Origin of the sequence: Stappia sp. MMSF_3263 (assembly GCF_030733745.1) — a bacterium.
Taxonomy (GTDB): Bacteria; Pseudomonadota; Alphaproteobacteria; order Rhizobiales; family Stappiaceae; genus Stappia.
Genome location: NZ_JASHIK010000022.1, coordinates 1 through 22160 on the forward strand (window position 1 = coordinate 1; position 22160 = coordinate 22160).

The 22160-nt window shown below is 67.4% G+C and carries 15 protein-coding genes and 1 tRNA gene; 6 read left to right on the top strand and 10 right to left on the bottom strand.

The features are described from left to right. From RBB46_RS19380 to RBB46_RS19400, 5 genes are all read right to left on the bottom strand, one after another. Positions 1-369, bottom strand: a 369-nt coding sequence (locus RBB46_RS19380) for a cobalamin biosynthesis protein (RefSeq protein ID WP_306030677.1), incomplete at its 3' end; no start/stop codon positions are given. A 4-nt stretch (positions 370-373) separates the two neighbouring features. Further along, positions 374-1375, bottom strand: coding sequence for a threonine-phosphate decarboxylase CobD (gene cobD / locus RBB46_RS19385; protein WP_306030678.1), 1002 nt, complete (start codon positions 1373-1375; stop codon positions 374-376). 95 nt (positions 1376-1470) lie between these two features. Continuing rightward, positions 1471-4125: an EAL domain-containing protein gene (locus RBB46_RS19390; RefSeq protein ID WP_306030679.1), complete on the bottom strand. Its 2655-nt coding sequence runs from the start codon at positions 4123-4125 to the stop codon at positions 1471-1473. 404 nt (positions 4126-4529) lie between these two features. Next, a tRNA-Cys gene (locus RBB46_RS19395) sits at positions 4530-4603 on the bottom strand. Positions 4604-4726: 123 nt separating this feature from the next. Next, the gene (locus tag RBB46_RS19400; RefSeq protein ID WP_306030680.1) at positions 4727-4954 is read right to left on the bottom strand and encodes a hypothetical protein; all 228 of its coding nucleotides are present in this window, start codon (positions 4952-4954) and stop codon (positions 4727-4729) included. Between the two features lie 198 nt (positions 4955-5152). Here RBB46_RS19400 and RBB46_RS19405 point away from each other — a divergent pair, with 198 nt between their 5' ends. Continuing rightward, the gene (locus tag RBB46_RS19405; protein ID WP_306030681.1) at positions 5153-5704 is read left to right on the top strand and encodes an Lrp/AsnC family transcriptional regulator; all 552 of its coding nucleotides are present in this window, start codon (positions 5153-5155) and stop codon (positions 5702-5704) included. A gap of 45 nt (positions 5705-5749) precedes the next feature. Here RBB46_RS19405 and RBB46_RS19410 read toward each other — a convergent pair whose 3' ends face one another. After that, on the bottom strand, positions 5750-7549 hold the full coding sequence (locus RBB46_RS19410; protein ID WP_306030682.1) for an NAD(P)/FAD-dependent oxidoreductase: 1800 nt from the start codon (positions 7547-7549) through the stop codon (positions 5750-5752). A gap of 437 nt (positions 7550-7986) precedes the next feature. Between RBB46_RS19410 and RBB46_RS19415 the strand changes: the two genes are divergently transcribed. Continuing rightward, on the top strand, positions 7987-8703 hold the full coding sequence (locus tag RBB46_RS19415) for a GntR family transcriptional regulator (protein WP_306030683.1): 717 nt from the start codon (positions 7987-7989) through the stop codon (positions 8701-8703). A 51-nt stretch (positions 8704-8754) separates the two neighbouring features. After that, positions 8755-10209: an NAD-dependent succinate-semialdehyde dehydrogenase gene (locus RBB46_RS19420; RefSeq protein ID WP_306030684.1), complete on the top strand. Its 1455-nt coding sequence runs from the start codon at positions 8755-8757 to the stop codon at positions 10207-10209. 84 nt (positions 10210-10293) lie between these two features. Here RBB46_RS19420 and RBB46_RS19425 read toward each other — a convergent pair whose 3' ends face one another. Both RBB46_RS19425 and RBB46_RS19430 read right to left on the bottom strand, forming a co-directional pair. Next, positions 10294-11859: a hypothetical protein gene (locus tag RBB46_RS19425; RefSeq protein ID WP_306030685.1), complete on the bottom strand. Its 1566-nt coding sequence runs from the start codon at positions 11857-11859 to the stop codon at positions 10294-10296. A 232-nt stretch (positions 11860-12091) separates the two neighbouring features. Next, complete coding sequence (locus RBB46_RS19430; protein WP_306030686.1) at positions 12092-12820, bottom strand: TetR/AcrR family transcriptional regulator; 729 nt, start codon at positions 12818-12820, stop codon at positions 12092-12094. Between the two features lie 102 nt (positions 12821-12922). Here RBB46_RS19430 and RBB46_RS19435 point away from each other — a divergent pair, with 102 nt between their 5' ends. Continuing rightward, positions 12923-13714, top strand: coding sequence for a crotonase/enoyl-CoA hydratase family protein (locus RBB46_RS19435; RefSeq protein WP_306030687.1), 792 nt, complete (start codon positions 12923-12925; stop codon positions 13712-13714). Positions 13715-13784: 70 nt separating this feature from the next. Here RBB46_RS19435 and RBB46_RS19440 read toward each other — a convergent pair whose 3' ends face one another. Beyond that, positions 13785-14084 carry a hypothetical protein gene (locus tag RBB46_RS19440; RefSeq protein ID WP_306030688.1) on the bottom strand — a complete coding sequence of 100 codons (300 nt, stop codon included), beginning with the start codon at positions 14082-14084 and terminating at the stop codon, positions 13785-13787. A gap of 239 nt (positions 14085-14323) precedes the next feature. On the opposite strand from RBB46_RS19440, the gene RBB46_RS19445 reads away from it, so the two are divergent. Together RBB46_RS19445 and cml are read left to right on the top strand one after the other, a co-directional pair. Continuing rightward, positions 14324-16216 (top strand): sigma-54-dependent Fis family transcriptional regulator, encoded by a 1893-nt coding sequence (locus RBB46_RS19445; RefSeq protein ID WP_306030689.1) that lies wholly within the window; start codon positions 14324-14326, stop codon positions 16214-16216. 506 nt (positions 16217-16722) lie between these two features. Beyond that, a complete protein-coding gene (cml, locus tag RBB46_RS19450; RefSeq protein WP_306030690.1) occupies positions 16723-17931 on the top strand; it encodes a CmlA/FloR family chloramphenicol efflux MFS transporter in 1209 nt (402 codons plus the stop codon). 115 nt (positions 17932-18046) lie between these two features. Here cml and RBB46_RS19455 read toward each other — a convergent pair whose 3' ends face one another. Further along, a complete protein-coding gene (locus RBB46_RS19455; RefSeq protein ID WP_306030691.1) occupies positions 18047-22096 on the bottom strand; it encodes a translocation/assembly module TamB domain-containing protein in 4050 nt (1349 codons plus the stop codon). Positions 22097-22160 lie beyond the last annotated feature (64 nt).

Sequence of the window (22160 nt, forward strand, 5' to 3'; positions counted from 1 at the left end):
CCCGCCCTCGACCAGTCCGTCGCGCACCGCCGCCACATGGTCATGCAGGCTTTTCTGCGCGATGAAGACGGCGGCGATCACGGCGATGCCGATCTCGCCGAAGGGCAGGACGCGCAGGATCGCCTCAAGCAGGACGCCGACCAGAACGGAGATCGCGATGAGGCAGGCAAGGAAGATGGCGCCGTAGATCCTGCGGTTCGCCTCGGAGGCTTCGGGCGCGTTGAAATCCTGGTCGGCGATCTCGACCACCTTGCCGATCAGCGTCACCGGATGCGGTATGTGCCGCCACAGCCCCGGCGGATCGCCGATCAGCGCATCGAGCGCCAGCGCCACGAGCAGCAGGAAGGCGGCATCCGAAAACAGCAGCATCGCCTCAGGTCCCGGCCATCGCGCTTTCGAGCGCCGCCTCGAGCCGGGCAAGGTTCGCCGCTCCCGGCAGGCCGATGCGGATCCAGTTCGGCGCGTAGTCGAAGACCCGCGTCCAGACCTTCTGCCGTGCCAGTGCCTCGTGCAGCCCGGCCGCGTTGCGGGCGCCGGCAAGCACGAACAGCGGCGTGCCGCCGAACACCGAAAGTCCCTGCATCTGCAGGCTGAAGGTCAGGTCCGCCGCCTCGTCGGCGAGCCGGGCGAGCATCGCCTTGCGCCAGGCCTCGTCGGAAAGCGCGCGCGCGCCGACTTCCAGCGCGGGACCCGAAACGGCCCAGCTTTCCAGTCGTGCCTCGAGCCCGGCAACGAGCGGCTTCGGCCCTGCGGCGAACCCCAGGCGCAGGCCGGCAAGCCCGTAGAACTTGCCGAAGGAACGCAGCACCAGCGCCGGCGCGCCGGCAAGATGCGGCAGCACGCTGGCGCCCGGCACGCAGTCGGCGAAGGCCTCGTCGATGACGAGGAGCCCGCCGCGCGCGGCCATGGTTCGAGCCATGTATTGCAGGCTTTTCGGGTCAACCAGCCGGCCGTCCGGATTGTTCGGGTTGACGATGACGAGCACCCGCACCGAAGGGTCCGGCTCGGCATGCGGGGAGGTCAGTTCGGTGACATTGCGCCCGGCTCTTTTCCAGGTGTCGGCATGGCTGCCATAGGTCGGCCCGACAATGGCGACGTCGCCCGGCGGGGCGATGTCCGGCAAGAGCGCGATCAGTGCCTGGGTGCCCGGTGCGGCGACCAGCGCACTTGTCTCGGGAACCTCATAGGCCTTGCGCGCGGCGGCGAGGAGCCGTTCCAGTGCGGCCCGAGAGGGAAGCTGCGTCCAGGCGCGAGCGGGAAGCGGCTCGGCAAGCGGGTAGGCGTACGGGTTGATGCCGGTGGACAGGTCGAGCCAGTCGCCCGCAATCCCGCCATGCCGGGCGATCGCCGCGCCAAGATCGCCGCCATGCTTCATCCCCAAACCTCCGTTCGTTGCGTCCGGAACGGACCCTAGAACAAGAGGCGTGGGGCTGGAAACGCTTTTCGGTCCCCTGTCGCGGGCCCGGCGTTTCAGGACGCCGGTTCGGCGACGGGCGCGCTTTGGGCACGGGGCGCCGGCCGTCCGAGCAGGTAGCCTTGCGCCTGGCCGCAGCCCGCCTTTCGCACCAGTGCCAGTTGCGCCTGCGTTTCCACCCCTTCCGCCGTGCAACGCATGCCGAGGCTGCTGGCAAGCCCGGCGATGGCCGAGACGATCGCCGCCGAGGTTGCGTCCTCCTCCATGCGCAGGATGAAGGTCCGGTCGATCTTCAGCCCGTGGAAACGGTAGCGGTGCAGGCGACTCAGCGACGAATAGCCCATGCCGAAATCGTCGAGCACGAGGCCGACGCCGAGCCGGGTGAGGGCGTCCAGTTCCTCGATGACCTCCGGCCCGCCTTCGATGAGCAGGTTTTCTGTGATTTCCAGGTCGACCCTGGCCGGTTCGACACCGTGTCGTTGAAGCGCGGCGGCGACGGTCGGCACCAGGACACCCTTGCCGAACTGGCGCGGCGAGGTGTTCAGCGACAGGTGTGTCCCCGGTGGCCACGTGCGCATGGCTTCGAGGCCGCGTTCAAGCGCCAGGAGGCCGATTCGGTCGACAAGCCCGGTTTCCTCGGCAACCGGTATGAATTCGTCGGGCGGTATGAAGCCGCCCTCCGGCTGCGGCCAGCGGGCGAGCGCCTCGTAGGCGCACACACGGTTGTCGGTCAGGTCGGTGACCGGCTGGAACCAGATTTCCAGCGCGTTCCCGGTGATCGCCTCGGCAAGCCCGGTCTCGATCCGCCGCCGGGTCAGCAGCGCCTGGCGAACCTCCGCATCGAAGACACGGTAGCCGGTGTTGCGCTCGGACTTCGCCCTGTAGAGCGCGGCATCTGCGTAGTTGAGGAGCGTTTCGGGATCGGCCGCCGTCTTGTCGATGGAGACGATGCCGATGCTGACGCCCGGCTGCACGGCCGTGCCTTCCAGTGTGTGCGGGCGTGCTATCTGCTCCACCAGCCGTTCCGCCAGCGCCTTTGCCTGCGCGATGGTTCCCTGCTTCACGATGATGGCGAACTCGTCGCCGCCTAGCCGCGCCACGATATCGTCCGTGCCGGCCGCCCGGCTCAGGATCCGCGCCACCGCGACCAGCAGCCGGTCGCCCGTGATATGCCCGAACCGGTCGTTGATCGTCTTGAACCGGTCGAGATCGACGAACAGCAGGACGGCGTTGCCCCCGTCCTTGCGGGCGGCGGCGAGGCACTCCTCCAGCGCGCGCGAGAACACCGCCCGGTTGGAAAGGCCGGTGAGCACATCCGTCTCGGCGGCGGCGCGCACGCGCTCGCTCGCCTCCTCCAGGTCGGTGATGTCCTCATGCGTCTCGATCCATCCGTCGCCGGGAATGGGCGACAGCGTGGTGGCGATGATCGTGCCGTTCTCCTTGCGCGACTTGAGCCGGCAGATCCCGCCGTCGCCCAGCGTGGCGCGCAGCGTGCGCGGGCTGGGCAGGGTCGAGGCGAGCCGCCCGTCGGCGGCGATCTGTGCCTCGACGACGGCCTCGTGCGGCATGCCGGCGCGCAGGATGTTGTCCTTCAGGCCGAACAGCTGCAGGGCCTGCGCGTTCCAGATCTGCAGCCGGTCGTCGGCATCGAACAGCATCACCCCCTGCCGCATCGAGGCGAGCAGGCTCTCCAGTTCGCCCGTGCGTTCCCGTGCCTCGGCCTCCTTGGCGCGGAGGTTGTATTCCAGCAGCTTGTGCTCGCTGACGTCCCAGTTGAGGCCGATCGCCTCGAAGGGCTTTCCGGTGGCATCGAAGCTGCACTGGGCATAGGCCTGGATCCAGCGAATGCTGCCGTCCCGGCAGCGGATGCGGAAACGCGAGCTGAAGCGGCCGCCCGCATCGCGCGCGCCTTCGAACTCGGCGATCGCGCGGGCAAGGTCGTCGGGGTGGACGCAGGCCGTCCAGTCGGCGAAATGGCCACCGTAATGTGCCGCATCGACATCGTAGAGGTCGAACATGGCCGCGTCCCACACAAGGCGGTCCTGGGCGAAATCGTAGTGCCACACGGCGATCTTTGCCGAGTGGCGGGCGAGATCGAGCATCGTCAGGCTGCGCTCCGTCTCGTCATGCGACAGAAGCGAGCGGCGCACGCTTTCCGACAGAATTCCGAGGATCGTGACGCCCGCGACATTGCCGATGAGCAGAAGGTACCAGGCGTTGGACAGGATCGTCAGGCCGGTGGCGAAGCCGCGATCGACGAAGAAGCACGGCAGGACGAAGAGCGTGCCGGCAAGCGCGATCAGCACGAAATCCGGCAGGTTCGGCCTGCGTCGCATGTGCCTGAACACGACCAGGCCCGCCGCGACGCCGACGGCCGCGTAGACGAGCGGGCTCAGCGTTCCCCCGATCACCGCCGGGCCGCCGACCCAGAAGCGGGCGGCGGCGGCGATCAGGCCGCAGGTCACTCCGGCGACGGGGCCGCCGAAGAAGCCGGCAAGCATGGCCGGTCCCGCGCGCGTGTCGAAGGTGGCTCCGAGCGGGATCGTCACCGGGAAATTGACCACCAGGACTGCAATGAGGCCGAAGGAGATGCCGATCAGCAGCTCCTGTGCCCTTGTTGGCAGCCGAAGCCCGAACCGCTCCCGCAGGAAGAAAATGGCAAGCGCGCCAAGGCTCAGCAGGCCGATATTGGCGATGCCACTCAGCAGCATGGGGACCTCGTGTGACCACAGTATCATTGTCATGGATGGCTTTTGCGCATCCTTGAGGTCATGTATAGCCAGTTGTCGTGGGATTTTCATCAATTTAAGTTTGAGGGACGCGTGAATTGAACCAATTGATAATGAAAAAATATCATATGAACGCGTTATATATGTGTATTTACTGATAAACGCATAGGTTTAATATTTCGAAGTCTCATCTATGGGGTGTTTCACGCCTGATATGCGCCGACGTCGCTGATTGCGGGCGGTCTCGCCGTGCTCCTGATCCTGCTACCTTTGCGTCAGGTGCGCGGTTGCCGAAGGAGAGGGCTGCACGAGGGCCGCGACGCCGCGCCGCGAGCGCGGAGGAGCCGGTGCCCGAGAGGCGGGATAAACTGGTTTGAAGAGGGGGCTGGAGGCCTCGCCCGGAATCGAACCGGGGTGCACGGATTTGCAATCCGCTGCGTCACCACTCCGCCACGAGGCCTTGCCGCGTCTTTTCAGCGAGTTGCGCCACGCTGTCAAGCGGCGTGTGTGAATCGCCGCGATGCCATGTGCAAATCTCGGCGTGTTCGGGAAGAAGCGGTGGTGGCCAAGCCGGCAGGTGCCGTCAAGGGTCGGATGCAACACGTTGCAGGCCGGGCCGGGCGATCTTCATGGGGCGTATCTGCACGCCGCTCTCGCGAACCGGGATCGCGGCAAGCGCCCGGGCCGGCACGCTCAGGCCTCCCGTTCGCATCAGCTCTCCGATCAGTTGCAGGACCTGCTCCAGGTCGCCCTCGAACAGGCAGCGGTTGATCTGCGTCGACAGGGTGATCGTCCTGTTGGCGTTCTGCATCATGGATGTCCTCTGCAGTCCTGGCCTGCGGGCAATGACAGGCCGCGTGCCCCTGGTTATCGATAAAGGAGCGCAACGAAAGCGTGTAGGTGTCGATTTGACAATCTGCTTGCGGATTGCAAACTCGATACCGTCTCTGACCAAGCGACGGAGGATGCTGTGACCGACAGGCCTTGTGACAAATTGCCGGATGCGGTCGTGTCGCCGCTGGACCGGGAGTTGATTCGGTTGCTGTCCGAGGACGCACGCCGCTCCAACACCGAGCTTGCCGGGCTTCTCAAGGTGTCGCGCACCACGGTCAAGAATCGCATTGTCCGGCTGGTCGAGCTCGGCATCATCGAGCGTTTTACCGTCAAGCTCGCCGGCAAGGACCGCGGCAGGGACGCCGGAGAAGCCGCCTTTTTCCACATGAAGCTGAAGCGGCCGTTCTGCAGAACGGTCTATGAATCCGTTCGCAGTTGGCCCGAACTGACCGGGGCATGGTCCATCGCCGGTGGTACTGACATGACCTTGCTCGTGCAGTGCACGGGACTGGACCGTCTTGAGGATCTGCGCGAGCGCCTGGTCCGTCATCCGGAAGTCGAGGTCGTGTGGACCGCGATGGTGCTGCGGCAATGGTCGCTGAAGTCGTCGCTGAACCCGGATCACGAACCCGGCGACGGACCCGACCGCCTCGACTTGCGCCTTGAGGAAATCGCGGCCGGGAATCGCCGGCAAGACATCAGCGACGGACTTGTGCAGGCGCGCTGAGACCGGCCGGATCGCTCCGCCCGGTCCTTTGTTGTCCCGCTCCGCTCAGCCCTTGTGATGCACCTGTTGCAGCCCGTAGACGGGCGTCGGGATGCCTTCCATCCGCGCCTTCAGCTGCAGCGACAGGAACTGCGAGTAGTGGCGCGACTGGTGCAGGTTGCCGCCATGGAACCACAGCGCCTCCTGCTGTGTCGGTTTCCACATGTTGCGCTGCTCGCCTTCCCAGGGACCGGGGTCCTTGGGTGTGTCGGAGCCGAGGCCCCAGACCTTGCCGACCTTGTCGGCGGTCTCCTGGTCGATCAGGTCGGCGACCCAGCCGTTCATCGAGCCGTAGCCGGTGGCGTAGACGATCACGTCGGCCGGCACCTCGACGCCCGTGTCGAGCTTGACCGAGTTTTCGGTGATCTCCTCCACCTGGCCGCCGACCAGCTTGATCTTGCCGTCGATGATCAGTTGCGAGGCGCCGATGTCGATATAGTAGCCCGAGCCGCGCCGCAGGTACTTCATGAAAAGGCCCGACCCGTCCGCGCCGAAGTCGAGCTGGAAGCCGGCCTTCTCGAGCGCCGCGTAGAAGTCGGCGTCGATCTCGCGGATCTTGTCGTAAACCGGCTTCTGGAACTCGTGCAGGATGCGGTAGGGCAGGGAGGCGAAGATCAGGTCCGCCTTCGCCGTGGTCACGCCGTTTTCCACCGCCTGCTCGGAATAGAGCGCCCCCAGCCCGTGTTCCATCAGGGGCTCGGAGCGCACGATATGCGTTGTCGAGCGCTGCACCATGGTGACGTCGACGCCCGCCTCGTAAAGCGCCGCGCAGATGTCGTGGGCGGAGTTGTTGGAGCCGATGACGACGACCTTCTTTCCCTTGTAGCCGTCGGGGCCGGGATGCTTCGACGAGTGGTGCTGTTCGCCCTTGAAGCGCTCAGTGCCCTTGAAGGCGGGGATGTTGGCCTTGCCCGACATGCCGGTGGCGAACACCAGCTGTTTGGGCCGCAGCACCACCGTCTCGCCGTCCCGTTCGACCGTGACGACCCATTCCTTCGCCGCCTCGTCCCATTTCGCCGAACTGACGGTGGAGCGGGTCCAGTAGTTGAGCTCCATCACCTTGGTGTACATTTCCAGCCAGTCGCCGATCTTGTCCTTCGGCGCGAAGACGGGCCAGTTCTTCGGGAAATCGATATAGGGCAGGTGGTCGTACCAGACCGGATCGTGCAGGCAGAGCGACTTGTAGCGCTTGCGCCAGCTGTCGCCCGGGCGCTCGTTCCTCTCCACGATGATCGTCGGCACGCCGAGCTGGCGCAATCTGGCGCCGAGTGCGATGCCGCCCTGGCCGCCGCCGATGATCACGGTATACGGCTGGACCGTGTAGCCGAGCGTCGCGGCCTCCTCCTCGCGCTCTTCCTTCCATGTCCTGGCGCCGGGATTGGAGCCGTGCCTGGCGCCCAGAGGGCGGGTGAAGCCGGCCTTTTCCTCGTGCCCCTTCAGCTCGGCCATGGTGGTCAGCAGCGTCCAAATCTGCCCGTGCCGCAGCCGGATCAGTCCGTAGCCGCGCGCCGCGCCGGTCTCGAAGGTGATCCACGCCTCGGTGATGCCGTCCGCCTCGCTCGCCTCCTCGCCGGGCGCCACCTTCCAGTTCGCCGGACGGGTCTGCGACAGTTGCGATTGCAGCATGTCGCGCACCTCTTCGCGGCCCTCCACGGTCTTGATGTTCCAGGTGAAGGTGACCAGATCGCGCCAGTAGCAATCCTCGGCGAACATGCCGGTCGCCTCGTCGATCCGGCCCGCTTCAAGGGCGGCGCCAAACGTATCGAGAAAGGCCTGCATGCGGGCCGTGGGTGTCTTGTCGAGCATTGATGGTCCTCCCGTTGCTCAGTCGACGAAAAGGGCGCTTCTCCCTCGCCCGTGCCGTTTACCCGGCAAGCGGCGTGCCAATTTGCATGCAATGGTCAAACTCATGAAAATCAATGGCTTGCATGATCATTCCGGGGGAGCCGGTGCAGGCGATGCGCCACACCTGTTGCAGGGATTGCAACACCTCGCGCCCCGCCCGGCACCCGGTTTGCCACGACAGCCGGCCCGTCGCCCGCCACGGTGTCCCGGCTCGCGGCCCGGTCCTTCGTGCCCGGTCGCTCGTGCCCGTCTTTTTGTCGCCGTAGTCTTCTATATGATATTTGTCGTATGATTGATCGGAACGGCAGTCCTCCCCGCCGTCCGCCTCGCCATCCTTGACCGCGTTCCGCGGATCGCCGGGATGCCTTCCGACACGCCTTCTCGCGAGACTTCAGGACATGACCGACAAGACCGGATACCGGCCGCTCTACCAGCAGGTGCGCGATCTCTTCCAGACGCGGATCGCCGACGGCACCTGGCAGGCCGGCGGCAAGCTGCCGAGCGAACAGGCGCTGGCGCGGGAGCTGGATGTCAGCCACGGGACGGTGCGCAAGGCGCTGGACGAACTGGCCGCGCAGAAGCTAGTCGAGCGCCGCCAGGGCACGGGCACCTTCGTCCGGGCGGTGACGCCGGAGCGGTCGGTCTTCCAGTTCCTCTACTATACCCGCCCGGGCGGCGATCGGCTGATGCCGGAAGTCGTCGACGTGCGCACCTGCGAGGACACGGCCAACCCGCTGGATCGTCGCCAGCTTCGCCTTGCCGAGGGCGCCCGGGTCGTGCGCATCGACCGGCTGCGCGGCTTTGGCGGCGCGACGACGCTGATCGAGCGCATGGCGCTGCCGCTCGAGCGCTTTGCCGGCCTGGCCGGGCGCCCCCTGCCGAATGCGCTCTATGCCATGTATCACAGCGATTACAGGGTGTTGGTCTCGGTGGTGACGGAGGAATTGCGGGCCGTTGCGGCCGAAACCGGCGACGCCGCGCTTCTGGGGGTATCGCCCGCCACGCCATTGCTGGCCATCGACCGCATCGCCTATGATCTCGACGGGATCGCCGTCGAATGGCGGCAGACACTCTGTCTGACGCGAGACGTGGTCTACTCGGTTACCCAGCGCTAGGTGACTGGTGACGGGACGGACCCGGACAAGAAACCAAGCGGGAGGACGTGGATGATCAACCAGCACACTCTATTCAAGCAGTCCTGCCACATCGGCGGGTTGTGGACCCATGCCGACAGCGGCGCGGTGATCGAGGTCAACAACCCGGCCACCGGCGAAATCATCGGCACCGTGCCGCGCTGCGGCAGGGCCGAGACGGCGCGCGCCATCGAGGCCGCCTATCTCGCCTTCCAGGACTGGAAGATGACGACGGCGGAGGAGCGCGCCACGTTGATGCAGTCGCTGTGCGATGCGATTCTCGACAATCACGACGCGCTGGCCGAGATCCTGACCACCGAGATGGGCAAGCCTTTGGCCGAGGCGAAGGGCGAGATCACGCTTGGCGTCAAGTATGTGCGCTTCTTTGCCGAGCAGGCCAAGCGCATCGACGGCGACATCATTCCCTCGCCCTGGCGCGGCAAGCGGATCATGGTGACCAAGGAGCCGGTCGGCGTCACCGGCGCGATCACGCCCTGGAACTTTCCCCATTCGATGATCTCCCGCAAGCTCGGCGCGGCCCTTGCCGCCGGCTGCACCATGGTGATCAAGCCCGCCAGCCAGACGCCCTATTCGGCGCTTGCCTTCGGCGCCCTTGCCGAGGAGGTCGGCTTCCCGCGCGGCGTCGTCAACGTGCTGACCGGATCGGCGGCGGAAATCGCCGCGGAGATGTGCGAGAACCCGCATCTGCGCAAGATCACCTTCACCGGCTCGACCGAGGTGGGCAAGAAGCTCGCCTCGCAGGCCTCCGCCCACATGAAGAAGATCTCGATGGAGCTCGGCGGCAACGCGCCCTTCATCGTCTTCGACGACGCCGACCTGGACGCTGCCGTGGAAGGGGCGATGGCCTCCAAGTTCCGCAATTCGGGCCAGACCTGCGTCTGCGCCAACCGCATCTATGTGCAGGACGGGGTCCATGACGCCTTCGCCGAAAAGCTCGCCGCCGCGATCGGCCGGCTGAAGGTCGGCAACGGGCTGGAAGAGGGCACGACGCAAGGGCCGCTGATCGACGGCAAGGCGGTGGAGAAGGTCGAGGAGCACATCCAGGACGCGGTTGCCAAGGGCGGGCGTGTCGTTGCCGGCGGCAAGCGCCACGCCAATGGCGGCAGCTTCTTCGAGCCGACGCTTGTCACCGGCGTCACGGCGGACATGAAGGTGGCGCGTGAGGAGACCTTCGGGCCGCTGGCGCCGCTCTTCCGCTTCGACACCGAGGACGAGGCGGTGGCGCGGGCCAACGACACGGAATTCGGGCTTGCCTGCTATTTCTACACGAAGGATCTCGGCCGCGCCTTCCGCGTCACCGAGGCGCTGGAATACGGGCTCGTCGGCGTCAACGAGGGGCTGATCACCACCGAGGTCGCGCCTTTCGGCGGGGTCAAGGATTCCGGTGTCGGCAACGAGGGCTCCAAATACGGCGTCGAGGACTACCTCAACATCAAATATGCCTGCATCGGCGGGCTGGGGATGTAGCGGCATTCACCGCCGCAACGCACCGCGTCGTAGCAGGATTGAAGGGCCGCCCCAAGGGGCGGCCCTGTTGCGTTATGGATCTCGTCAGATCGCCCCTATCGGAATGGCGGCAAGCCACAGCAGCAGGTGGAAATACTGTTCCAGCCCGGCAAGGATAATGCCCTTGCCGTAATGCCAGGCGATCCAGCCAACTCCGACAAGGCACATCACCGGCCCGGTCCACAACAGACCGAGGCCGAGGCTTGCCGCGATGGCATGCAGCGGGCTTTCCGGCGCAGCCTCCACGGATCGCGCCAGCCAGCGCCGGAGCAGGCGCGGGCACAGCCCTTGCAGGCCGATCAGGCTGACCATCCCGTGCAGCGCCGTCGGCAGCACGGTCGAGAACAGCATCAGATAGAGCCAGACATAGGCGCCGGGGTCGACATGGATGCCCGCAAAAAGCGCGGAAAGGTCGATGAAGGGCACGCCGGCGAGCAGGTTGAGCCCGTGCACCGCGACGACGAGAACGGTTCCGAGCCCGAGAAAGAGCAGGCAGGCGAGCGCCAGATCCGCCAGCCCCCAGACAACAGGCAATTGCGCCCGCAAGCCGCGCCGGATGAGCGACAGGGTCAACGCATAGGAAACAAGGTCGAAGACCCCGTTCAGCATCGGCAGCGCGGCGAGAAACAGGAACAGGCTCCGGCGATCATCCGGCACGGCAGACCAATCCAGAGCCAGCGCCGCGACCATGAGCGCGACCAACACGATGCAGGTCAGGAACACGCGGGCATGGGCCGGCCCGCCGCGCCTGTCCAGAAACTCGATTGCGACTGCGCCTGCGACTGCACCTGCGCCGGCGCTTGCGACTGCGATTGCGACTGCACCCGCAAATGTGCCCGAGACTGCGAATGCGCCAGCGCCTGTGCCTGCGCCTACGAGTGCGGTTCCAGTTGCGCTTGCGCCTACGTCTACGTCCACGACTGCGCCAGCGAGTGCGAATGCGCCTACGCCTGCGATTACAACTGCGAGTGCGAATGGGCCTGCGCCTGTGGCTATGACTGCGGCTACGATTGCGAATGCGAAAGCGAAAAAAAACAGCCAGCCCGAGGCCTTGGACCAACCCGGCCTCGGACTGGCTGACGTCAGGTTTTGGCCGATTTTACCAGCCACCAGGATCAACAGGACAGCCATAAGCGCGGCGCGCGCGGACCAGAACTCTGCCTCTGGCAGGACCGGCAAACTGCCGATCCGTCCTTCCGCGCCGGTGACGACCCATTGCCCGACCAGCAGCAGGATCGGATAGGCGACGGCCAGCAGCAGCGCCTTGTCATAAAGCCGCGTCGTCAATGCCGCGCGAAACAGGGACGGCCAGGAGGCCCTGTCGTCAGCCGGATCGCAGAGCCGGCTCCAGACCCACAGCACCCCGCCGCGCGTCAGGCGGGTGTAGATCTGGGTGTATTTCGAATGCCGCAGGGTGCCCGCCAGAAAGCCGCGCGTTCCCGTATCGGACATGAGCAAGGCGGCCAGGAACCAGAGCAGCAGCCAGCTCACGAGAAGAATGGCCACAAACCAGTGAGGCTTGCCGATTGCGGCCAGGGCAAGCCCGACAATCGCGACGACGGCGGCAATCGCACCCAGACTGAACCCGAGATGGCTGTCTTCCGCCTGCAATGCCGCCCCTCAAATGCCTGTCCCGGCCTTCGCTCCCGGGGCGGCGGCCGTTCCGGGGCGGAACGCATGCCGGCCTGCCGGGAGACACGGCGGGCGAAATCGCTGAAACACAAAAGGTGGATGACAAAGGGCGTCGCGCCCGAGCAGGCACGAGACGTCCGCAATCCCCCAACGGCGGCAAGACTAGCATGGCGGCCGGTTCGCGCAATCCGCGCAAGTCACCGGACTCGCATCAGCCCCGGGCGGCGGCGCGGACGATTCCCCCGGCGGCGCGGCCCGCCTCCTCCGCATAGGCGGCATCGCGATGCACCAGCATCGTGGAGAAGGCCCCGTCCATCAAAAGCACGACCTGGCGGGCGATGGCGGCCGGGTTCTCCATCCCGCTGCCGGCAAACTGCCCGGCAATCCAGTCCTCGAATTTCTTCTTGTGGCCGGCGCCGATCCTCATCGCCGGATGGCCGGGCATGTTGGCGAGTTCCGCCGCCGTGCGCAGGAAGCCGCAGCCCTTCCATTTCGGATGGCGGGCGGAGCGGGCAAGCTCGGTGAAGATCGCCTCGACCTTGTCGGCGAGATCACCTTCGGTCCGGTCGAACCACGAGGCGAAGAGGGCAAGGTTCGGCTGGTCGCGGGAGGCGAGATATTCGGCGACGAGATCGTCCTTGCTGCGGAAGTGGTAGTAGAGCGTCTTCTTGGTGACGCCGGCCTCGTCCGCGACCGCGTCGACGCTGACCGCGCGGATGCCCTCGCGATAGAAGAGCCGGTTCGCCGCGTCGACAATCCGCTCGCGCGCCGGCCTGTCGCCGCGCGTCTTCGCACCCGTCACCTTCGTGCCGGTCACCTTCGCGCCCGTACCGCCCGGCCCGGACCCGCCCGCTCCGGCACTGCCCGCTGCCGCGTTCGGGCGACCGGTTTCCCGTTTCGCCTCTCTCCGCTCCCCTTCACCCGGCTTTCCGGCGTTCATCCCGCATCCCGTATGTATACTGACCAGTGAGTATGCATGCAGCATGCCCGGGGCTAGCCTTGCCGTCAACATCGACACCAACGCCAGCGGAAAGGCACCCCCATGCAAGACAGCGTTCTCTACGAGAAGACCGGCCGCATTGCGCTTTTGACCCTCAACCGGCCGGAGAAGCTGAACGCCCTCGACTACGCCACCAACGACCTTCTGATGGCGCTGCTCGACCGGATCGAGGAGGACGAGGGGATCGGCGCGGTGATCCTCACCGGCGCCGGCGACAGGGCCTTTTCCGCCGGCGGCGACATTCACGAGTTCACCGAAAGCATCAGGCGCGGCACCGAGGAGGCGGTGCGCGAGTTCTGCCGGCGCGGCCAGCGGATGACCGCCCGCATCGAGGCCTTTCCCAAGCCGGTCATCGCGGCGGTCAACGGCATCGCCTTCGGCGGCGGCTGCGAGATCACCGAGGCCGCGCATCTGGCCATCGCCTCCCAGGACGCCGTCTTCGCCAAGCCCGAAATCAATATCGGCATTCCCCCGACCTTCGGCGGCACGCAGCGCCTGCCGCGCCTGGCCGGGCGCAAGCACGCGCTGGAACTGCTGCTGACGGGCGATACGTTCGGGCCCGGCCGCGCCTACGAGATGGGCCTCGTCAACGAGGTGGTGCCGGGGGACAGGCTGATCGAGGCGGCTTTCGCGATGGCGGAACGGATCCTGCGGCACTCGCCGCTGGCGGCGGCGCGGATCATCGCGGCGGTGACGCGCGGCCTCAACACGACGATAGATGAAGGGCTGCTGATCGAGCGCGAGCAGTTCGCCCGCATGTGCGCGAGCCAGGACGTGCACGAGGGGCTGGATGCCTGGATCGCCCGGCGCACGCCCGTCTACGCCGGGCGCTAGCGAAGACGGCAAAGGCCGCCCGGCGGGGCGGCCCTTGCCATGCGCGGGGCCGGAGCCGGTCGGCAACGCCTCAGCGGCAGGGATTGCCGCAGATCGACATCCAGCCGTTGTTGCGCAGGATGTGCCGCGTGGCGGTGCCGGCGCGCTTGCCGCCATTGACCCAGAACGTGTCGAACCAGACGGTCGCGTTTCCGCTGGAAGCGCAGCGGAATCCGCCCTCGACATAGCGCAGGTTGGGGTCCTGGCGCTGCAACTGGTCTTTCGTGAGGTTGAGCAGGCACATCTTCGCCGACTGCTGCGCGACCGCCGGCCCGGAGGCGAGGAAGCCGACAGACAGGGCGGCGATGGCGAGGGTCCGGAAATTCTTCATGCAATATCTCCCGATATCTTCGGAACAAAAGGATGCGACATGCGGACCTCGCCGAAACCGACGGACGGTGACGGGGCCACGGCTGCATTGCATGATTTTCCAAGGGGCCGGACAATTCGTGCAAATGTACTAGCGTCCTGCCCCCAAGGTCAGGGCTCTCCTCCTTTGGCACGGGGTCGCCGATCCCGCCTTGTCGCCGCGCGCCCTCCCGTGCGAGCATGGCGGCGGGAGGAAAAGCCATGGTGTCGACGCTGTCGCACATCAGGGAGATCGAGCGTGTCGCCATGGGTGGCGCCAGCGGCCGTGACACGCCCGTCGTTCAGTCCTGGCTGCGCTGCCTCAACGACTACCGGCTCGACCCGGCCGCCGCCCAGGAAGCCTATATCGTGCCCGACGGCACCCTGCGCGAGCACCGCGAGCAGGCCGGCGAGCTGATCCGCATCGGCCGCACCGGGCTGGAGACGCTGTTCAACCAGGTGGCGGAACAGAAATACGTGCTGCTCCTGTCGGATGCGCGCGGCGTCACCGTCGAGTTCATGGGCGATCCGACCTTCGACAACCAGCTCCGCAAGGCCGGGCTCTATCTCGGCTCGGAATGGTCGGAGGACCGCGCCGGCACCTGTGCTGTCGGGGCCTGCATGGTCTCTGGCGAGCCGGTCATCATCCACCAGGACGATCATTTCGACACCAGCCATATCGGGCTGACCTGCACCGCCGCCCCCATCTACGACACGCTCGGCGACCTCAGCGCCGTGCTCGACATTTCGCAGCTGCGCTCGCCCACCGCCAAGGCCAGCCAGCAGCTTGCCCTGCACCTGGTCTGCGCCACCGCCCGGCGCATCGAGCTGGCCAACCTGATGCTGCGCACCCGCAACGACTGGGTGCTGCGGCTGTCGCGCCTGCCGGATTTCCTCGATGTCGACCCCGATGCGGCGATCTCGCTCGACGGCTCGGGCCGCGTCACCGGCATGACCCATGGCGGCTTCAACGCGCTCGCGAGGGCGATGAACCTGACCTCCTTCGCCTCGCGCGACCTCATCGGCCGCAGGATCGATGCCTTCTTCGAGATCGACATCGACGACCTGCCGCGCTTCACCCGCGGCCGCCCCGACCGGGAGCGGGTGCTCCGGGCGCGCGACGGCTCGGCCTTCTTCGCCAGCTCCATCGCTCCGGTGGCGAGCGTGCGCGGACCGCTTGCCGCCCGCCCGCGCCTGCCGCGCGCGCTTGACGAGCTCAGCCTCGGCGATCCGCGCATGGAGAGCCTTCTGGCGCGGGTCGCCCGGTTCGCCGACAGCGACATTCCGATCCTCGTTCACGGCGAGACCGGGACGGGCAAGGAGTATCTGGCGCGCGCCATCCATGGCAGCCGCGCGGCGGGCGGGCCTTTCGTCGCGGTCAACTGTGCGGCCATTCCCGAGCACCTGATCGAGTCGGAACTGTTCGGCTATGCGCCGGGCGCCTTCACCGGCGCCTCGACGCGGGGCAAGCCGGGCCTGATCGAGGAAGCGTCCGGCGGCACGCTCTTCCTCGACGAGATCGGCGACATGCCGCTTTCGCTGCAAAGCCGGCTGCTTCGGGTGCTGTCGGAGCAGGAGGTGCAGCCGGTCGGCGCCTTGAAGCCGCGGGCGGTGAACACCCGGGTCATCTCCGCCTCCCACCAGCAGCTGGAGCAACTGGTCGCCGACGGCCGGTTCCGCGAGGATCTCTACTACCGGCTCAATGCCGCCACCTTCACCCTGCCGCCCCTGCGCGAGCGGCTCGATTTCGACGCGCTCGTCGAGCGCATCCTCAAGCGCGTGGGCGAGGAGGCCGGCATCGCCTGCCGCCTGGACAACGCGGCGCGTCTTGCCCTGCGCGCCCATCACTGGCCTGGCAACCTGCGCGAATTGTCGAATGTGCTGAAGGTCGCCTGCGTGCTTGCCGAAGGCGGGTTGATCGACCTGGAAAGCCTGCCGGATGCGTTCCACCGGCCACCGGGGCACGTGGTGCGACGCCCGTCACCGCGCGCCGTCGCCGCGCCGGCGCGCGATATCCGGCGTGAGCTGGACGCTTGCGGCGGCAATGTCTCGGCGCTGGCGCGCAAGCTTGGCGTCGACCGCTCGACCGTGCATCGCTGGCTGAAGCGGAGCTAGGACGTGGACTCATAATTGTGCCGGAAACGGCGCCCGGTCCGGCAATGATCCGCCAGAAAGGCCGCGATGGCCGGGGCGGGACCCCGGTCAAGCGGTCTGACGCCGCGGATCGAAGCCGGACGAGCGCCCTCCGGGTATGAGGGAACGGGCTGGCAACGGCGTCGCACCTCCTTGAAAACCGGACGGTTTCCTGCGGGTTTGCTCCTGGTATCCAGTCCCGTTCCCTCATACCGTTTCTCGCCAGAATTATGAGTTCACGTCCTAGGGCCGGGATCCCGCGATCAGGGCTCGCGGTTGCCGGCGCACCAGGGCGGTGCTATGAGCCCGGTTGTCATTGCTTGATTTGCAAGCCCACCGCGAGGCGCACCATGGGACCGAAAACCTCAGACCGCTAGGCCGCACCAGCGAACCTTCTCGTTGTTGCGGCCGTCTGCCCGTCACCAGTCCTGTCTTCCCGTGCGCGCGGATTGCCGCCGAATGCTAACGCTTCGAGCGGATTTATCGACATGTCAGACAAGAATAACCGGCTGTGGACCTACAGCCTGCCGGCCGCGCTTGCGCTGCTGGCACCCTTGAACATTCTCGCGTCTCTGGGGATGGACATCTACCTGCCCGTTGTTCCGGCAATGCCGGAGGTCCTGGCAACCACCCCCGGAACCGTGCAGCTCACGCTGTCCGTCTACATGGTCATGTTGGGTGCCGGGCAGATCCTTTTCGGCCCGCTGTCGGACCGTTTTGGCCGGCGCCCGGTGCTGGTTTGCGGCTGCATCGTCTTCGCGGCAGCGTCCCTTGCCCTTGCGGCGACATCCTCGGCGGGCCTGTTCGTCCTGCTCCGCCTTGTGCAGGCGGCGGGGGCCTCCGCCATGCTGGTGGCCGTCTTCGCCACCATCCGCGATGTCTACGCGCAGCGGCCGGAAAGCGCGGCGATCTACAGCATGATGAACGGGGCGCTGGCCTTCGTACCGGCGATCGGTCCGGTTGCCGGAGCGCTGGTCCTGATGCTGGGCGGTTGGCGCGCCATCTTCGTCGTTCTTGCCATTCCCGCACTCGTCATGCTCGCCGTCATCCTGCCGCTCTGGCCGGAAACGCGGCGCGTCGGCCGTGAGGGCGCGCGCGCGGGCTTCGCGGCGGTGCTGAAGAGCCTTGCCTTCTGGACCTACACGCTGGGTTTCGGCGCGGCGATGGGTAGTTTCTTCGTCTTCTTCTCCATCGCCACGCGTGTGTTGATCGAACGGGCCGGGTTCTCGGAACTGGGCTTCAGCCTCGCCTTCGCCTCGGTCGCGGTGGTGATGGTGGCGGCGACCCGCCTTGCCACCGGTCTTGTGGGGAGGTGGGGCATTCCCGGCAGCTTGGCACGCGGCATGGCGATGCTGATTGCGGGCGCTTGCCTGCTTTCCGTCGGTCAGCTGTTCTTCGCACCCTCCTTCTGGTCCTTTGTCCTGCCAATGTGGCTGGTCGCGATCGGCATCGTCGTCACGGTCTCCGTCACGGCCAATGGCGCCTTGCAGGAATTCACGGAGGTGGCGGGGACGGCGGTCGCCCTGCATTTCTGCGTGCAAAGCCTCATTGTCGGGCTTGTGGGGACCGGCTTCGTGATCGGCCTCGACGGCGACACGGCATGGCCGGTCATTGCCTATGCGGCAACCATGGCGGTGCTCACCATGCTGGCGCTGGCGTGGCTGCACAGGCGCGGCCTGCATCTGCAGGCGGGCTGAAGATCAGGCGCGCGGGCGGTCTTCCGCCCGCGCGTTGCCGCTTGTTGTCGAAGGGGCGCGCCGAACGGTCCGGCGGCCGTGCTGAAGATCCGCGTGACCCCGGTGGACAGCGGTCCTATTTCCCGAATTCACGCTCGAAGAAGATGCCGGCCTTGGATTCGCCGTCCGCGCCGACCTCGCCGCGCAGCTTCAGCGACTTGGTCACGTCGATATCGACCGTGACCCGGCTGGAATCGCCGCTCGCACCCTGTTTCACGCCCAGATAGATGTTGTCGCTGAGATACTTGCCGACGGCGAGCGAGGGGCCGCCCGTGCCGTCCGTCTCCACGTCGATGGCATCGACGCCGAGCGACTGGCGCAGCGCGCCGAGCGGGCCTTCGCCGCTGCCGCCGGTCAGGGCCAGCACGGAGGCGCCGAGCTGCGCGATCTGCGTCGGCGAGAGCTGGCTCATCGAGCGGTCGAACAGGAACTGCGCCAGCACCTCGTCCTGCGGCAGTTGCGGCGAGGAGGTGAAGCCGATTTCCGGCTTTTGCGCCTCGCCGGTGACGGTGATCGTGATCGCGGCATTGCTTGCCTGCGAGGTGGCGGCGAAGTCGAGCCGAGGCATCAGCGATCCGGTGAAGCCGACATCGCCCTTGGAGAAGGTGACGCGCCGCGTCAGCACCTGCATGAAACCGCGCCGCATCGAGAACGAGCCGATGGCCTGCGGGTTGGCGGTTGTGCCGACCAGCCGCAAGGTGCCGCCCATTTCCGCATCGAGGCCGCGCCCGCGCACGAAGATGCGCCCTGGGGCGGAGACCGTCACGTCGAGGCGGATCGGGCTCGACCCGCCGCCGCCGTCGCCGCCGCTGTCGCGGGCAAGGGCGGCGTCCTGGCGGCGCACCGCCTCGGGGGCGTTCACATGGGTGACCGAGACCGGGTCGATGGCACCGGGCAGGCTGCTGGGAATGGTGATGTCGGCCCGGCCGATATTGACGGTTCCCGACAGCTGCGCTCCGCGCGCGGGATCGGCGAGCGGGCCCGTCAGCTTGAGGTCCGCGCTCACATTGGCCTGGACGATGCGCCCGTCCGAATAGCGTCCCTCGCTGACCTTCACGCTCAGGTCGGCCGGCATGCCGCCGTCGAGGCCGATGCGTCCCTGTGCCGAAAGCGAGCCGCCGGCGGCGATTGCGGCACGGACGGTGTCGATGGCGATGCCGCCATTGTCGATGCCGATGCTGCCGGAGAACTCGCGCAGCGTCAGGCCGGAGGAAAGCTGCGTCACGCTCATGTCCTGCGGGCGCAGCGTGATCGTGTAGCGCGGCGCGGAGAAGGCGCCGCTGACCTTGCCGGCAACGGCAAGCGAGCCGGATCCGGAAAAGCCCGAAAGGATCAACTTCTGCCGGGCCGCGCTAAGAGGGATCCTGCCTGAAACCGAGACGTCGATGGCGCCGGGCGCGGCAAGACCGACGGGACCTTGCGCCTTGATCGCCAGCCCGTCGGCACCGGTGATGTCCGTCGTCTGGGTGATGCGGTTCGCCCGTAGCTGGCCGGTCGATTTCAGCGCCACCGGCGCGATGCCGTTGTTGCGCAGTTGCGCGGCGGAAAGATCCGCCAGCGAGACGTTCCAGTCGACTTCCGGCGCGGCCGGCGTGCCCCGTACGGTGACGGTACCGCTGCCTGCGCCCGAAAGGCCGACGCCGGGGGCAAACGCGTTGGCCAGCGACAGCGGCACGGAGGCGATCCTGGCGTCGAGCGACAGCCGTTCGCCGCTGGCCGAACCGGAAACGTCCAGGCGGCCTTCGCCAAGCCTCAGCGCCAGCGTGTCGATCAGCGCCCCGCCATCGGCGACGATGATGCGCGCGGGCTCGGCAAGCCGTGTGGCCAGGCCGCCGTAACGCCCGTCGAGCGTGGCGAGCTTGACGACAAGGCCCGCATCCTGCGGTTCCAGTGTCGCGGTGAGCGCGATGCCGTCGGCATTGGTGCCGTCGGAAAGCCGTGCGTCGACGGTGACGTCGGTCGCGGTTCCGGCCGTCACGGCCGTTGCCTTCAGGTTCTGGATCGCGGTCCCGCCGGCAACCACGCCGCTCAGTTCGGCCTCGCCGGAAAGGGCGGGGGCGCTCAGCGGCCCGGTCGACCGGCCACGCGCGTCGAGCCGCGCAATGCGCGTGCCCGCCACCGCCAGTTCCTTGCCGGAAAGGTTCAGCTGCGCGGACGGGGTGCCCCCATCGCCGCGCGCCAGCGTCAGCTTGCCCGAAAGCGCGCCTTCAAGCTCGGTCAGCGCCAGGGCGGAGAATTCCGAGAGGTCCGGCGCGTCGATGGTCAGCTCGCCGGTCAGTGTGCCGATCGCGTCCGCAAGATCGGCGACCGCGAAGCTGCCCGAGATGCGGTTCTCGCCGGCGCTGATCGCCAGGTCGGGAATGGCAAGCCCGTTGCCCTCCGGCCGGATGTCGAGCGCGCCTTCGAGCGGGTTCCCGTCGACACTGCCTTTGGCGCGCAGGCTCGCCGAGAGCGCGTCGCGCGCGGTGCTGGCGGAGACCGAGACCGTGAGATCTGTTACCGGTTTGCCGGCGAGCGTCAGGCGCGGCGCGCTGGCATTCGCCTCGATGTCCGGCGCGGCGCTTGTGCCTTGCGCGGTTCCCTCAAGCGTCACGGCGCCTGCGATGCGCGGATCGAAGCGGGCAAGGTCGGCGACCGCCAGCTTGAACGCGGTGTCGATTTCGTCCGCCGAGACTGAGCCGGTGACGCCCGCCTCGATGCCCTGCAGCGTCAGGCGCGAACCGTCGAGATCGAGGCGGTCGCCGGCGGCATGGGCCGTGCCGTTCGCGGTGAGCGACAGCGGTCCGGCCAGCATCTCCATTCCGTCCGCCAGCGGCTCCAACCGGTCGGCCTCGAGCGTCAGGGCAAAGGGCAGGACGAGGTCGCTTGCCCCTGTGTCGAGATCCTCGCCCGTGAGCCGCAGGCTCAGTCCCTGCAGCCGGGCTTCGGTGGTGCCGAGGCTGGCGGTGGCAAGCCTTGCCGTGACATCGAGCGCGTCCGGCGTGCCATCGGCGCGGAGCTCCAGTGTTGTCGCGCCGACGCTGACCAGACGGTCCGGGAGTTCCAGGCCGATCATCGCCCCTTCGCCGGCGGACAGGTGCAGCGTCGCGCCTGCCTCGATGCGGGACAGGTCCGGGCCCAGTTTCGCGGCGAAGTCGGAGCGGACCGTTGCGGTCGAGAGCTTTCCCTCCACCTCGCGCGGGCCGAAATTCTCGTCGAAGCGCGCCGTTGCCGTCAGCTCCGTGCGGCCCATCACGAGGGCCGCGGCGATCGGCGGGGCAAGCGCGCCGAGTTCGCCGCCAAGCTGGGCGCGCAGCACTGGCGCCCCGCCGTCCTCGCGAGTCAGCCGGGCGGAACCGGAAATCTCGGTGCGGCCGTCGAGCGACAGCGCCAGATCGGCGGTCCAGTCGTCGAGCGGGCCGTCGCCCTTCAACGTGAAGTCGAGCGCCGGCAGGCCCTCGATCTGCAGGAGACGGGCTGCCAGCCCGCCGCGCGGTTCGCTCACAGTGACGTCGAAGGCAAGCTGGTTGGCGTCGGGCGCGAAGCGGACCCGGGCCTCGACCGCACCATCCGTGCCGTCGATGCGCTGCACCGACAGATTGGCGATGGCCGTGCGGGGCGCGGCATCGAGCCGCGCGTCGGCCCTTGCCGAAAGCCGCATCGCCTCGCCGGCGACCGCTTCGCCGATGGAGATCGTTTCGACCCGTGCCTCGCCCAGCCGGAAGGGCAGGGCGGGAATGCTGCCGCCGCCGTCATCGCTGGTTTCGCCCGGCTCAGGCAGGCGGGCGAGATCGAGCGCGCCGACCGTCAGGCGCTCGACATCGGCCTGGCCTTTCAGCAGGGCGAGCGGGTGCCAGTCAAGGGCGACGTCGCGCACGAGGAGATACGGGCCGGCCGCGTCGCTGACCTCTATCCCCGCAAGCCGCGCGTCCAGTCCCCAGGAGAGCGCCAGCCCGCTGATCCGCACTCCGCCCTGCGGACCGGAGGCAAGGCTGTTGACGAGCCCTTCCGCCATCTGCCGGCCCGCCGACGTCTGCATTGCCGCCAGCGCGGCGACGGCAAGCAGCAGCACGACGGCAACCAGGCCGACGAGGGTCCGCATGACAATGCTGAGGAAGGCGCGAAAGGGGCGCCGGGCCGGCTTCACGTCGGGAAGACCTCCGGGAACGGGAAAATTGATTCTTGCATCAAGACGTTATGACGCGGCGTTG

What these genes read in the sequence shown, in the direction of transcription:
- RBB46_RS19400 (WP_306030680.1), bottom strand. Translation starts at nt 4,954, where the DNA reads ATGCAGAACGCCAACAGGACGATCACCCTGTCGACGCAGATCAACCGC.
- RBB46_RS19430 (WP_306030686.1), bottom strand. Translation starts at nt 12,820, where the DNA reads ATGAACGCCGGAAAGCCGGGTGAAGGGGAGCGGAGAGAGGCGAAACGG.
- RBB46_RS19445 (WP_306030689.1), top strand. Translation starts at nt 14,324, where the DNA reads ATGGTGTCGACGCTGTCGCACATCAGGGAGATCGAGCGTGTCGCCATG.
- cml (WP_306030690.1), top strand. Translation starts at nt 16,723, where the DNA reads ATGTCAGACAAGAATAACCGGCTGTGGACCTACAGCCTGCCGGCCGCG.
- cobD (WP_306030678.1), bottom strand. Translation starts at nt 1,375, where the DNA reads ATGAAGCATGGCGGCGATCTTGGCGCGGCGATCGCCCGGCATGGCGGG.
- RBB46_RS19415 (WP_306030683.1), top strand. Translation starts at nt 7,987, where the DNA reads ATGACCGACAAGACCGGATACCGGCCGCTCTACCAGCAGGTGCGCGAT.
- RBB46_RS19410 (WP_306030682.1), bottom strand. Translation starts at nt 7,549, where the DNA reads ATGCTCGACAAGACACCCACGGCCCGCATGCAGGCCTTTCTCGATACG.
- RBB46_RS19435 (WP_306030687.1), top strand. Translation starts at nt 12,923, where the DNA reads ATGCAAGACAGCGTTCTCTACGAGAAGACCGGCCGCATTGCGCTTTTG.
- RBB46_RS19390 (WP_306030679.1), bottom strand. Translation starts at nt 4,125, where the DNA reads ATGCTGCTGAGTGGCATCGCCAATATCGGCCTGCTGAGCCTTGGCGCG.
- RBB46_RS19420 (WP_306030684.1), top strand. Translation starts at nt 8,755, where the DNA reads ATGATCAACCAGCACACTCTATTCAAGCAGTCCTGCCACATCGGCGGG.
- RBB46_RS19440 (WP_306030688.1), bottom strand. Translation starts at nt 14,084, where the DNA reads ATGAAGAATTTCCGGACCCTCGCCATCGCCGCCCTGTCTGTCGGCTTC.